A 13,658-nucleotide genomic window follows, 5' to 3' on the forward strand; every position below is an offset into this window, starting at 1 on the left:
GAGGACCGAGGAAGAAGACCGAGCCGGATCAGCCGGCCGCGGGGGACGGCTGGGCTCCGGCGGCCAGCGTGCCGCAGACGGACTCGGGGGCGGGACCGATCGCGTACGGGTCGGTGGCGGCCGGGCTCTGCGCGCTCGCCCGCTCCCCGGCGAGGAGCGGCCGCATCTGGGCCGCGACGTCGGCGGAGCAGGCCTGCGGCCCGGCCTCGACCGTGCTGGCCTGCAGTTCCGTACGGTTCAGCCGCAGGTCATCGCGGTCGAGCCGGAAGTGCAGCTCGCGGCGGACGGTGAACAGCGAGGCGTCGGTGGTGTGCGGGCCGTTCCCCGCCGGGTGCAGGGCGTAGACGAAGACATAGTCGGTGGCGACGTCCAGTGCGTCCGGCCCGGACTCCGCGTAGCTCATCGAGCCCTGGACACGGATCTGGGGGTCGGCCAGGACCACCTTGGCCGGATCGAAGCGCACCAGCCAGCCGGTGGCGGAGTGCCGGCCGTCGTCGACCGGGGCGGCCACGCTCTGGTCGAACTGGGACATCAGATCGGGGTCGAGCAGCACCCGGATCTGACGGACCGGGCCGCCGGCCAGCACATCGGGGTCCAGGGACGACTTGACCAGGTAGTCCTTGGCGATGGACAGGGCGTTCATCACCTGCGCCTCGGAGAAGTGCTCGGTCCTGGTGGCCGAGGGCAGGTTGATCCCGGAGCCGCCGATCCGGAACGCGGCGGCCGGACTGTGCGCGAAGAGCTGCTCCGCGTCGCCGCCCGGCACCGGGCCCTGCGGGGCCAGCGGGATCACGGTCATCCGCAGCGGCTCGGGGTGGCTGGTGGACGGCGGCTGGTACGGGTGCCGGATGCCCATGTAGATGGCGGTACTGAACGCGATGAGGAGGAGCAGCACCAGCGCGACGGCGGGTTTGGAGGAAGCCCTGAGGGACCAGCTCGGACGGGACCGTACGGCTCGCGCGTGCTCGCGCATGCGCTCCTGCGCGGAGAACTCCTGAAGGCGGGCAGCACGGACGAACGATTCGTCGAAGACGACGGACCGGTACTCGTCGTCACCACCGCCGGGGAGGCCCTCCGGTGTCCCCTCGGGTGGCTCTCCACGCCCTGCCATACCTTCAGGGTAGGTCTGGTGAGGGAAACGTAAACGCGCTGGTACACGACAACTTCCGACGAGTTTCCACGGTGGCGTTCAGGCGCTGCTCAGGGGGTGGGCGGGGGAAGGGGAGGGTGGGCGGGGGGGAGGGGCCCCACCCCCAGTGCCCCGACAGAAACCCGCCCCCCCTAAGGCACCCGAGGCGCAGCAGAGACCGCCGGTCCTTCGAAAGCGGCCGAGGCCGAAGCCGAGACCGCTGGTACCAGGGGCATGCCGTTCGTGCCCGGGCCAGGGCCTACGCCTTTGCCCAGGCCTCCGGCGTTCGACGAGGGCCCTCCCACGGCCGGTCCCGCCGCGTTCGTCGGGTTGTCGACGTTGCTCGTGGCGGGGGGCGGGGCCTTGTCCTCGTGGTCGGAGGTGGCGCCTCGGTAGACGGCGGAGAAGGCCAGGGCGACCATGCCGATGCCCATCACCACGGCGAGCAGCCAGGCGATGGGGCGGTGCCAGCGGGCCCGGCCCCGGTAGGGGCGCAGGGCGCCGCCGTGGCGCCCGTAGGGGCCCGCTTCGGCGCCGCCGGACAGGCCGGGGCCGCCGAGGTCGTCCGGGTCGCGGCCGGGGCGGTAGGGGTCGTAGCCGTCGTCGTAGAGCTCGTCGTCGGGGGCTCCGGCGCCCGCGCGGGCGCGAGCCGCCTCCGCCTCGGCACGGGCCTGGGCGGCGGCGAGCAGTCGCTCTACGGCACTGGGTTCGTGGATCTCGGCGGCGCGTACGAAGTCCTCGTCGAACACCACGGAGGCGAAGTCGTCGTCCGCGCCCCCGTGGTCGTCGTCGGGCTCCCGGCCGTCCGGAAACGGCCCGCCCCCTACGTCGTCCGGCACCCGTTCAGAGTATCCCCGGCCGGTCTTTTTGGGCAGGGAGTGGCCGAACTCCGCCTACCGGAGAGACAGTTACCGGATGTGACCGTCGCCGGTCACGATGTACTTCGTCGAGGTCAGCTCGGGCAGTCCCATGGGGCCGCGGGCGTGCAGCTTCTGGGTGGAGATGCCGATCTCCGCGCCGAAGCCGAACTGGCCGCCGTCGGTGAACCGGGTGGAGGCGTTGACGGCGACGGTGGTGGAGTCGACGAGCTGGGTGAAGCGGCGGGCCGCGGCCTGGGAGGTGGTGACGATGGCCTCGGTGTGCCCGGAGGTCCACCGCCGGATGTGGGCGACGGCGGCGTCCAGGGAGTCGACGACCGCGGCGGCGATGTCGTACGAGAGGTACTCGGTCTCCCAGTCCTCCTCGGTGGCCGCGACGACGGTGGCCTTGGAGGCGCCGGCGTGGGCCCGCACCCGCTCGTCGGCGTGCACGGTGACCCCGGCGTCGGCCAGTGCGTCCAGGGCGCGCGGCAGGAAGGCGGCCGCGATGTCCTGGTGGACGAGGAGGGTCTCGGCGGAGTTGCACACCGAGGGGCGCTGCGCCTTGGAGTTGATGAGGATGTCGACGGCCATGTCGAGGTCGGCCTGGGCGTCGACGTAGACGTGGCAGTTGCCGGTGCCGGTCTCGATGACGGGGACGGTGGATTCCTCGACGACGGTGCGGATCAGGGAGGCGCCGCCGCGCGGGATGAGCACGTCCACCAGGCCCCGGGCGCGCATCAACTCCCGTACGGAGTCCCGGGATTGGCCGGGTACGAGCTGGACCGCGTCGGCGGGCAGGCCCGCGCCTTCGACGGCGTCGCGCAGGACGCCCACCAGCGCGGTGTTGGAGGCGTACGCGGAGGACGAGCCGCGCAGCAGGACGGCGTTGCCGGACTTGAGGCAGAGGGCTGCGGCGTCCACGGTCACGTTGGGGCGGGCCTCGTAGATGATGCCGACGACGCCGAGCGGGACGCGGATCTGCCGCAGGTCGATGCCGTTGGGCAGGGTGGAGCCGCGGACGACCTCGCCGACGGGGTCGGGCAGGGCCGCCACGTCGCGTACGTCGGAGGCGATGGCGCGGATCCGCTCGGGGTCGAGGGTGAGCCGGTCGATGACGGTCTCGCTGGTGCCGGCCTCGCGGGCCTGGGCGACGTCGACGGCGTTGGCCTCGACGATCTCGGCGCTGCGCGCTTCCAGGGCGTCCGCGATGGCGAGCAGGGCCTCGTCCTTGACGGCGCGCGGAAGTGGCGCGATCTCGGCGGCCGCGGTGCGCGCCCGCCGGGCGGTCCGGGTGACCGGGGAGATGTCGTCGGAGTCGGCGGCCGGGGAGGGCTGGGTGTGCGAAGCCATGTCCGCAGACTAATGGGCGCCGGGAGGTCGTTCTGACCGTATTCCACTCCCCGAGACGGTGCCGGGGAGCGGGGTCAGAAAGGGTGGACGCCCACGGGTGCGGCCGGCGGCGGCCCGTATCCCTCGGCGAGTCGCTGGTGGTAGGTGCCGCGGTCGATGACTTCGAGGCCGACGATCTCCCAGGGAGGCAGTCTGGCCGTGGAGCGGTGTTCGCCCCACAGGCGCAGGGCGACGGCGGCCGCGTCGTGCAGGTCGCGGGCCTCTTCCCAGTAGCGGATCTCGGCGTGGTCGTTGGCGTAGCGGCTGGTCAGCAGGAACGGGTGGTCGTGGGCGAGCTGTTCGAGGCCGCGGCGGACCTCTTTCAGCGGGGCCTCGGCTCCCGAGACGCTGAGCGTGATGTGCCACAGCCGGGGGGTGTCCCTGGGCTGTTCGGGTACCTCTCTCCGTTCGACGTCGGCCCCCGTCCCCACACTGGTCAGGGTCCGCTCAGCCGTCGTCCCTCGGGGCGCCGCCCCCGGGCGCGCTCGTCTCACCGGCGGCCTCCTGTGCTGCTGTGTGCGATGTGGTGCGGTACTGCGCGGGTTGCCGGCCCGTGTGTACCCCCGCTTCAAAGTTGACCAGCCCGAGGCGGGGCGCGGGGTGGTTTTCCTGAAGGTGTCTGTCTTATGGCTGGACTTTCAGCCGTTTCAGGGGTGCAGGACGACCAGATCGTCCCTGTGTACGACTTCGCGCTCGTAGCCGGGGCCGAGTTCCTTGGCGAGGTCGCGGGTGGAGCGGCCGAGGAGCTGGGGGATCTCCTTGGCGTCGAAGTTGACGAGGCCGCGGGCGATCGCCCGGCCCTGGGGGTCGCGCAGTTCGACGGGGTCGCCGGCGGAGAAGTCGCCCTCGACGGCGGCGATTCCGGCGGGGAGCAGGGATTTGTGGCCTTCGACGACGGCGCGTACGGCTCCGTCGTCGAGGACGAGGGCGCCCTGCGGGGTGGAGGCGTGGGCGAGCCACAGGAGGCGGTCGGCGGAGCGGCGTCCGGTGCGGTGGAAGTGGGTGCCGGTGGCGCGTCCGGCGAGCGCGTCGGCGGCCTGGCTGGCGGAGGTGAGGACGACGGGGATGCCGGCGGCGGCGGCGATGCGGGCGGCCTCGACCTTGGTGACCATGCCGCCGGTGCCGACGCCGGCCTTGCCCGCGCTGCCGATCTGGACGTGCGCGATGTCGGCCTGGCTGCGGACTTCGTCTATGCGGGAGGTGCCGGGTTTCGACGGGTCACCGTCGTAGAGGCCGTCGACGTCGGAGAGCAGGACGAGGAGGTCGGCGCGGACCAGGTGGGCGACGAGGGCGGCGAGGCGGTCGTTGTCGCCGAAGCGGATCTCGTCGGTGGCGACGGTGTCGTTCTCGTTGACGACGGGGAGCGCGCCCATGGCCAGGAGCTGGTCGAGGGTGCGGTAGGCGTTGCGGTAGTGGGCGCGCCGGCTGGTGTCGTCGGTGGTGAGCAGGACCTGTCCGACGCGTACGCCGTAGCGGGCGAAGGAGGCGGTGTAGCGGGCGACGAGGAGGCCCTGGCCGACGCTGGCGGCGGCCTGCTGGCGGGCGAGGTCCTTGGGGCGGCGGCGCAGGCCGAGTGGGGCGAGGCCTGCGGCGATGGCGCCGGAGGAGACGAGGACGATCTCCTTCTCGCCGCCGCTGCGCGCCTTGGCGAGCACGTCGACCAGCGCGTCGACCCGGTCCGCGTCGAGGCCGCCGGAGGCGGTGGTGAGTGAGGAGGATCCGATCTTGACTACGATTCTGCGGGCCTGTGCCACCTGCTGCCTTGCCACTGTCACACGGTGAAATCTATGTCAGGAGGAGGGTCGGGCGCTTGGAAGTTCCAATCGGCGGACAGTCTCAACGTGACCGCACAGAGAACCTTTAAGTTCGACAAAGTACGAAAACTGGGGAAGTCATGGCCCGATGGGGTGCTGAAGCGCACACGTCCGTACCTTGCTGTTTCATACCAGCCGGGCAAATTTAGCGTCTGAAGTGAAACCTCCGCAGCCGCTTCGCCCTCCCTTCTGATGACCAGTCGAACAATTCCATGGTGGGCGCAGGGCGGGACTCGGCTCACATGGATGCCTCAAGGAGCGTGCCGGATGCCGTCGTCGCCGTCTCGTAGACGCCTGTTGCAGGTCGCCGGTGGCGGACTTGTGGCGGCGCCTCTTGCCTACGGAGGATGGCAGTGGCTGGCACCGCAGGACGGTTCGGGCACGCAGGGCTCGTCCACCGGGACGACGACCGGGAAGCCCGCCTCGGCCGCGTCGGAGCAGTCGTATCTGCACGTGATCGCGCATGCGGACGACGGCATCTACTTCATGAACCCGGACCTGGAGCAGTCGATCCGCAGCGGCGCGCTCTCGGTCACGGTGTGCATGACCAGTGGTGAGTCGGACGGGCGCAACGCGGCGCCCAAGAGCCCGCAGTTCAAGTCGCTGCCCACCGACCGGCCGGGCTTCGCGCGGGCCCGGATAAACGGGCTGCGCGCCGCCCACGCGCTGATGGCGACGGGCGACGACAACAGCCCGTGGTCGGTGGAGCCGGTGGAGCTGCTGCCCGGGTTCCGTTCAGAGCTGCACTATCTGCAGGCCGCTCCGCACGTCCAGCTGATCTACATGGGCCTGTGCGAGGCGCGCTATGTGAGCGTGCCGCGTCCGGTGAGCATGCGGGGTCTGTGGCTGGGGGCCATCGAGCAGCTGCCGACGCTGCCGGGTACCGGCAGCCCGGTGCGGATGCCCCGCGCCTACACGCGTGACCAGCTCACCGACGCTCTGGTGGCGACGATCGGGCGGGTCAATCCGACGGTGATACGGACCCTGGATCCCACTCCCCTGCACGCCCCGCGCGAGACGGTGGCGATGATGAGCGCGCCGACGATACTGCGCGGGCTGAGCTACCTGGACCACCAGGACCACACCGCCTCGGCCCGTTTCATGCAGGCCGCGATGGAGCGTTACTGGGGTGCGGGCAAGGGCCGTGCCGCGTCGGTGACCAACTACTTCGGCTACCCGACGAACTACACGCCGCCGTCCCTGGACGCGGCGACCACCCGGCGCACCGCGCAGCTCCTGAACGCGTACGGCTGGGTCGACCACCGCGACTGCGGCGACCCGTCGGGCTGCGGCGACCTCAAGGTGGGCCCGAACGGCCTGAAGGCGGGCGGCGCCGGCTGGGCGCGCGGCACGCGCACCCGCGCGCCGGGCACCTCGCGCTGGCTGGCGCCGCTCAAGGACGGCCGGCTCGCGGCGTTCGCGGTGCTCAACGGCGCGGTGCGCTGCTGGGTGGAGCGGGTGGCCGGGCAGGGCCCGTGGGTGGGGCCGTTCGATGTGGTGGGCAGCGCGGGCTCGCCGCTCGACCCGCAGGTGGAGGTCGTGCGCCACCCGGACGGCACGCTTCAGCTGTTCGCCACGCGTACGGTCCTGCCGTTCAAGGGCAACAAGCACCACAAGGAGCTGGTGTGCGTCCTGCAGAGCGGCCTCGGCGCCGACGGGGTGCCCAGGTTCGGCGCGTGGACCTCGCTCGGCACGCCGGACGCGAATCCCGACAAGTCGCTGGAGACGGGCTATCCGGCGACCGCGCTCGCCCCGGACGGCACCGTGCACGTCCTCGCGCGGAACTGGGCGGGCGATGTCGCGATGCGCAGCGGGCGGGGCGGCAAGGACTGGGGTCCCTGGCAGCTTCTGGACCACCCGCCGGGCAAGCAGCCTCCGCACCCGCTGGTGGTGGAGGGGATCGACGCTCTCGTCGACCCGTCGGGCCGCATCCATGTGGCGGCCCCGATCGCCAAGACGGTGCTGCACTGGGTGTCCCCGGCGCCCGGCGAGCTGCCGAAGCTGTCGCCGCCGACGGGTGTGACGCCGGCGGGCAGCGCGGTGAGCCTGGTCGCGGACGGCAGGGGCGGCGTCTCGGCCGTCTACCGCCAGGCAGGCACCGCCCAGGTGGCCGTCGCCTCGCCGGGCGGTCCGGGTGCCCCGTGGACGGTGGCGCGGCGCACCCCGGCGGGCGGCTACGGGCGGGTCGCCGCGTACCGGCTCGGTGGGAAGGGCGGCTCGCTGGTCCTGGCGGTCCGGGACGACGGGGGCCGGGTCGTGCCGTCGTCGGACGAGTCGGCGCAGCCGGCCTGGGAGAGCCCGGGCGTGCAGTTCGTGGGCATACCGGGCGCGGCGCAGGACTCCGCGGGCCGGGCCGTGCTCGCCGTGATCGGCACGGACGGCCGGCTGTACGCGTCCCGCCAGACCAGGCCGGGGGCCCGGTTCGGCGAGTGGGCTCCGGCGGGGAACGAGAGCGCGGGCAACCACGTCTAGGAGATGACGGAGGGGGCGGACACCCTGTGGTGTCCGCCCCCTCCCTTGCTTCTCGCGGCGCCGCTACTTCACCGGGATCTTCGGCGCGACCGCCTCGGGTTCGCTCGCCTCCTGGTGCCCCGACACCAGGATCTTGCGGGACAGCACATAGGTGAACGGGATCGCCACCACGGCGGCGACCAGCGGGGCGATCGTCTTGTTCATCCCGACCCAGTGCACCAGGGCGAACAGGCCCGCGCTCTGCACCACGAAGTTGGTGACGTTGGTGAGCGGGAAGAGCAGGAACTTCTTCCAGGTCGGCTTGGTGCGGTAGGTGAAGTAGGTGTTGAGGAAGAACGAGCCGACCATGCTGAGCAGGAAGGCGATCGTGTACGCCACGAAGTACGGCAGGTGCGCGAGGTGCAGCAGCGGCCAGTAGAAGGCGTAGAAGGTGCAGGTGTTGACGCCGCCGACGAAGCCGAAGCGGATCACCTGTCCGAGCTGACTGGGCATCAGACCACCTTGTGCGGCTGGCCGTTGCGGTAGACCTCGCGCCGCTCGACGCCCTCGGGCTTGCCCGGGAAGCCGTGCGACTCCTTGACCAGGAAGTGCGGGCGACGCTTGGTCTCGTAGTAGATGCGGCCGATGTACTCGCCGATCAGGCCCAGCATCACCATCTGCACGCCGCCCATGCCGACGATGATCGCGACGAGGGTGACATAGCCCGGAGAGTCGACGCCGTGGGTCATCGCGGCCACCGCGATCCACACGGCGTAGACCGCGGCGAGACCCACCAGGGTCAGGCCGAGCCAGATCGCGATGCGCAGCGGACGGTTGTTGAAGGAGATCAGGCCGTCCATGCCGTAGTTCAGCAGGGACCCGAACTTCCACTTCGTCTCGCCGGCCTCGCGGGCGGCGTTCTGGTAGTCGAAGGTGACGGTGTCGAAGCCGATCCAGGAGAACAGGCCCTTGGAGAAGCGGTTGTACTCGCCGAGCGAGAGCAGCGCGTCCACGGCGGGCCGCGACAGCATGCGGAAGTCACCGACACCGTCGGTGAGCTCGACGTCGACCCACTTGTTGACCGCTCGGTAGTAGAGGCGGCTCAGGGCGGAGCGGACCTTCTTGTCGCCCTCGCGGGTGCGGCGGGCGATGATCTGGTCGTGCCCCAGCTCGTACAGGCCGAGCATCCGCTCGATGAGCTCCGGCGGGTGCTGGAGGTCGGCGTCCATGATGACCACGGCGTCGCCGGTGGCCTCGCGCAGACCGGCGAGCATACCGGCCTCCTTGCCGAAGTTGCGGCTGAAGGAGACGTAGCGGGTGGCGTCCGGGTACTTCTCGGAGAGCGCCCGCAGATGCGTGAGCGTCTTGTCCCGGCTGCCGTCGTCCACGTAACAGATCTCGTACTCGATCGCGAGGGTGTCGAGCACGCTGCGGGTCTTGGCGTCGAATTGGTCGATGACCGCTTCTTCGTTGTAACAGGGGACGACGACCGACAGCTTCATCATCAGTGCTTTCCAGTAGAGGAGCGGCAGGTGCGGGTGCGGAGCGCCCCACCGATGGCGACAGCGAGCAGGGTGACGGGTGCCGGACCGCTCACCACCGGTCCGGACTTCAGCCCGGGAGTATGGTACGAGCAGGTGACGAGGGAGCCCCTCCCGGGCGGAGGACGGCCTGGAGCCAGTGGCCGCCGCCGCGCCCCGGGCCGGTGGCCTGCGGGGCGTCGGCCACCCTGTCGAGTGTCCCACGGGCGAAGCGGCCCCCGGTTCGGCGCCGCTTCTCCTTATAGAGGGGCAGGGGCTCGCGGGGGTTGCCTTCCCGCCACACATTCGGGTGGAAAACCCGCGCGGGCCTGACGACGGCCCTTTTGCCGGGTGGCCGGGTGCGACCGGGCGGCTGCAGAGCACGGTAGGAATACCAGGTAGCGTTGAAGCGCCTGCGAGTAGAACAAGTGGATTGAGGTGCCAGTGCCTGACGTCTCCGTGATCGTCATCGTTTACAACGACGCAGATCGCCTGCCGACGGCTGTCCAATCGGTCTTGGACCAGACGTTGAACAGCGTCGAGGTCCTGATCGTCGACGACTGCAGCACCGACGGTTCCTTCGAGGTCGCCAGGGCACTGGAAGCTTCTCACCCGGGCCGCATCCGCGCCTTCCAGCTGCCCGAGAACAGCGGCGCCGGCGGCGAGCCGCGCAACGTGGGCATCGGCCACGCCACGGGCCGTTACATCATGTTCCTGGACAGTGACGACGTGCTGGAGCACAACGCCTGCCGGAACCTTCTGGAGGCCGCGGAACAGACGCAGGCAGACATTGTTTCCGGCCTCTGTGTACGCCTCACGCAGGGCACCCGCACCACGAAGCGCACCGAGTGGTACCCGTGGCTGTACCGCACCACGCGCACCCTGGAGTCGATCACCGAGCTCCCCGACCTGTTCGTGTGGGACACGCTGTCCACGAACAAGTGCTACCGCCGCGAGTTCCTCCTCGACAACGACCTGCGCTTCCCCAAGGGCATGTTCTACGAGGACCTGATGTTCATCGCCGAGGCCTACCTCGCCGCGAACCGCATCACCCTCATCCCCAACCAGGTCTATTTCTGGAACGTGCACGAGAAGGCGGCCGTGAAGTCGGTCACCAACCGGCGCCACGAGATGACCAACTACGAGCACCGTCTGGAGATCCACCGCCGGATCGAGGCGCTCCTGGAGCACAACGACCTGCACGGGCTCCGGCTCGCCAAGGACGTCAAGTTCCTCAAGCACGACCTGGTCCTGCACCTGCGTGACCTGCCGCACCGTGACGAGGAGTACCGGGCGGAGTTCGCCGAGCTGTCGCGCGAGTACCTCGCGGACCTCTCGCCGGAGGCGTACGACAGCGTCCTGCCGATCCAGGCGATCTGCTCCTACCTGCTCCAGCAGGGCGACTGGGACAACCTGCTGCCGGCCGTGGACGCGCTGATCCGCCGCAACACGGTGACGTCGCCGCTGATCGAGCGCGACGGCCGGATCTACTGGTGCGGCGAGCACCTCGACACCGCCGACGGCGCCAGGTTCCTGGACGTGACCGGCCTCGGCTACCACACCCGCCCGCTGACCCAGCTGGCGCTCGGCAACCGTCTGACCTCGTACGCCGACGACGGGCGCGGCAAGGTGCGGCTCGGCGGCTCGGTCGTCAATCCGCTGGGCCGGATCCGTTCCGGGGCCAAGCTGAGCGGCACCCTGGAGTTCCGGGCCCGCCGCACCAGCCTGCAGTCCTTCAAGTTCCCGCTGACCTCGCTGAAGCACGCGGGCCAGACGCTGGACTGGACGGCCGAGGCCGATCTGGCCCGCAAGCTGCGGCCGCTCGGCATCATCGACGTGGTCTGGGACGTGTGGGTCAACCTGGACGTCGACGGCGAAAAGGTGCCGACCCGCGTGGGCGCGGGCCGCATCGAGCTGGAGTCGGCGCGCCCGCTGCGCATCCGGCCGCGCCTGAGCCGCCTGGTCGCCGACCGCCTGGTGCCGGAGATCTCCGCGAAGGGCAACCTGTCCTACCTGCTGACGGCGGAGGGCCAGGCCACCGTCCGCACCCAGGAGCTGATCGGCGAGGCGCTGCAGAGCAAGGCCGCCTCGCTGGCCAAGAAGGGCCTGCGCAAGGCCCGTAAGGCCAAGAAGGACCTGAACTCGGGCGACACCAAGATCCGCGTGTACCACGAGGCGTTCTCCAAGCTGCCGATCCGCAAGGGTCTGGTGGTCTTCGAGAGCCACATGGGCAAGCAGTTCAGCGACAGCCCGAAGGCGATCTACGACGAGATGCGCCGCCAGGGCGTGCAGTTCGACGCGGTGTGGTCCTACGACGGCGCGAAGCCCACGGGCTTCCCCAAGGACGCCACGCTGGTCAAGCGGTGGAGCTACCCGTATCTGCGGGCGCTGGCGCAGGCCGAGTTCTGGATCGACAACCAGGGCTTCCCGATGAAGCTGGCCAAGCGGCCCGGCACCACCTACATCCAGACCTGGCACGGCAGCGCGCTCAAGCGCATGGGCTTCGACGTGCCGCAGATGAAGCTGCTCAACCGGGCCGGCCAGGCCACCCACCAGAAGGTCCTGGACCGCTTCGACCACTTCCTGATCCGCTCCGAGCACGACGTGCGCACTCTGGCCAGCGGCTTCCGGCTGCGCGACGAGGTGCTCCTTCGCACCGGCTACCCGCGCAACGACGCGCTCGTCACGGCGCGCGAGCAGGAGGCGGAGACCGGCGAGCGGGTCCGGGGCCCGATCGCCGAGCAGCTCGGCATCGACGCGGACAAGAAGGTGCTGCTCTACGCGCCGACGTTCCGCGCCTCCGAGTCCGGGGCCGTCAAGAAGTTCGAACTGCCCTTTGACGTCGAGGAGTTCGCGGACCGCTTCGGCGACCGCTACACCCTGCTGATCCGCTCGCACTACCTGAACCAGGTGGTCCTTCCGCCCTCGGTGCGCGGCAAGGTCATCGACGTCTCGCAGGGCCACGACATCACGCCGCTCCTCGCTCTGGCCGATGGTCTGATCACCGACTATTCGTCCTTGATGTTCGACTATGCTCTGCTCGACCGTCCCATGATCTTCTTCGCGTACGACTACGAGGAGTACGCGGACGAGACCCGCGGCACCTACTTCGATCTGCGCGACAAGGCCCCCGGGCCGGTCGTCGCCACCGAGAGCGAGCTGTTCGCGGCGGTGGACGGCCTCAAGGCGGCGGACGCCGACTACGCGGGGGCTCGCGAGCGGTTCGCCACCGAGTTCGGCGAGTACGACAAGGGCACCGCGGCCCAGCAGATCGTTGCCAAGTTCTTCACTCCCGGGAGCGGTAAGTGACTGAAGTGACCGCCACGGACGGCGGCCGTGACATCTTCCTCGTCTCGAACGCCGTCAACGAGCTGGGCGGCGTGACCACCTGGTCGCACCAGATGGCCCGCCTTTTCGTGGAGCGCGGCAACAAGGTCCATGTCATCGGCATCACCCCGCCGTCGGTCCCGCACGAGCTGGACGACGACCTGCCGTACGCGACGACGACGCTGTACGACGTGCACCCGCCGTCGGTGGGCAGCGCGCGCGGCATCAAGGGCAAGCTGAACGTCGTCGAGCACCGCCGCCGGGCCGCCCGCGCGGCCGGCATGCACGCGCAGGCCGCGAAGATGAGCCGGCTGTTCCGGCAGGCCCGGCCCGGCGCGATCGTCATCGTCACCCAGGTGTGGGCGATGGAGTGGGTGGCGCTCGCCGACACCTCGAACGTGACCGTCATCGGCATGACCCACGAGTCGTACGAGACCTGCCGCAAGTCCTCGCGCTTCGGCCGGGTCAAGCGGTTCTACAAGGACGTCGACCGGATGCTCGCGCTGACCCGCGAGGACGCCGACCTGTGGGCGCTGCAGCGCCTGGACAACGTGGGCTTCATGCCCAACCCGCTGCCGTTCTTCCCCGAGGTGCCCTCCCCGCGCACCGAGAAGCACGTGGTCAGCATCGGCCGGCTGCACGAGGAGAAGGGCACCGACCTGCTCCTGGACGCCTGGTCCGAGGTGGCTCCGGTGCACCCTGATTGGACGCTGCGGATCTACGGCTCCGGCTCCGACGAGGAGGCGCTGCGCCGCCAGTGCACCGAGCTGGGCCTGGACGGCTCGGTGGAGTGGATGGGCCGCACCGACGACCCGGCGGGCGCGCTGCGCGACGGCTCGGTCTTCACGCTCGCCTCGCGCGGCGAGGGCTTCCCGCTGTCGCTGATGGAGTCGATGGCGACCGCCGTGCCGTGCGTCGCCTTCGACGTCGCCCCCGGCATCCACGAGATCATCCGGGACGGCGAGGACGGTCTGCTCGCGCCCCCCGGCAACACGCACGTCTTCGCGCGCCGCCTGAGCAGCCTCCTGGCCGACCAGGAGCTGCGCGACCGTCTCGGCGAGGCGGCCCGCGAGAACATCCAGCGCTACCGGACCGAGGAGATCGTCCGCCGCTGGGAGTCGCTCTTCGACCTGCTGCAGCGCTGACGGCGCCCGAGACCCCACTGGAA

The 13,658-nt window shown here is 70.5% G+C and carries 10 protein-coding genes; 3 read left to right on the forward strand and 7 right to left on the reverse strand.

Annotated features, from left to right (window positions below):
* Positions 1–28: 28 nt before the first annotated feature.
* The 5 genes from IE206_RS21230 to proB form a co-directional block, all read right to left on the reverse strand.
* Entirely contained in the window at positions 29–1,111 is a 1,083-nt protein-coding gene (locus IE206_RS21230) for an SCO2583 family membrane protein (protein ID WP_189964315.1), read from the reverse strand.
* 170 nt (positions 1,112–1,281) lie between these two features.
* Positions 1,282–1,968, reverse strand: coding sequence for an SCO2584 family spore wall biosynthesis protein (locus IE206_RS21235; RefSeq protein WP_226598952.1), 687 nt, complete (start codon positions 1,966–1,968; stop codon positions 1,282–1,284).
* Between the two features lie 69 nt (positions 1,969–2,037).
* On the reverse strand, positions 2,038–3,339 hold the full coding sequence (locus tag IE206_RS21240; protein WP_189964317.1) for a glutamate-5-semialdehyde dehydrogenase: 1,302 nt from the start codon (positions 3,337–3,339) through the stop codon (positions 2,038–2,040).
* A 74-nt stretch (positions 3,340–3,413) separates the two neighbouring features.
* Positions 3,414–3,872 (reverse strand): DUF8830 family protein, encoded by a 459-nt coding sequence (locus IE206_RS21245; protein WP_189964319.1) that lies wholly within the window; start codon positions 3,870–3,872, stop codon positions 3,414–3,416.
* 153 nt (positions 3,873–4,025) lie between these two features.
* Positions 4,026–5,153 (reverse strand): glutamate 5-kinase, encoded by a 1,128-nt coding sequence (gene proB / locus IE206_RS21250; RefSeq protein ID WP_189964321.1) that lies wholly within the window; start codon positions 5,151–5,153, stop codon positions 4,026–4,028.
* Positions 5,154–5,459: 306 nt separating this feature from the next.
* Here proB and IE206_RS21255 point away from each other — a divergent pair, with 306 nt between their 5' ends.
* Complete coding sequence (locus IE206_RS21255) at positions 5,460–7,664, forward strand: PIG-L family deacetylase (RefSeq protein ID WP_189964323.1); 2,205 nt, start codon at positions 5,460–5,462, stop codon at positions 7,662–7,664.
* 63 nt (positions 7,665–7,727) lie between these two features.
* Here the strand turns inward: IE206_RS21255 and IE206_RS21260 are convergent, their stop codons facing one another.
* The gene (locus tag IE206_RS21260) at positions 7,728–8,156 is read right to left on the reverse strand and encodes a GtrA family protein (protein WP_189964325.1); all 429 of its coding nucleotides are present in this window, start codon (positions 8,154–8,156) and stop codon (positions 7,728–7,730) included.
* Positions 8,156–9,145 carry a glycosyltransferase family 2 protein gene (locus tag IE206_RS21265; protein ID WP_189964507.1) on the reverse strand — a complete coding sequence of 330 codons (990 nt, stop codon included), beginning with the start codon at positions 9,143–9,145 and terminating at the stop codon, positions 8,156–8,158. Before IE206_RS21265 ends, IE206_RS21260 begins: the two co-directional genes overlap by 1 nt.
* A 456-nt stretch (positions 9,146–9,601) precedes the next feature.
* On the opposite strand from IE206_RS21265, the gene IE206_RS21270 reads away from it, so the two are divergent.
* Complete coding sequence (locus tag IE206_RS21270; protein WP_189964329.1) at positions 9,602–12,472, forward strand: bifunctional glycosyltransferase/CDP-glycerol:glycerophosphate glycerophosphotransferase; 2,871 nt, start codon at positions 9,602–9,604, stop codon at positions 12,470–12,472.
* The gene (locus IE206_RS21275) at positions 12,469–13,635 is read left to right on the forward strand and encodes a glycosyltransferase (protein WP_189964332.1); all 1,167 of its coding nucleotides are present in this window, start codon (positions 12,469–12,471) and stop codon (positions 13,633–13,635) included. The genes IE206_RS21270 and IE206_RS21275 overlap by 4 nt, the downstream gene beginning before the upstream one ends.
* The last annotated feature ends 23 nt before the right edge of the window (positions 13,636–13,658 follow it).

The sequence above is a fragment of the Streptomyces violascens genome (assembly GCF_014649955.1).
Taxonomy (GTDB): domain Bacteria; phylum Actinomycetota; class Actinomycetes; order Streptomycetales; family Streptomycetaceae; genus Streptomyces; species Streptomyces violascens.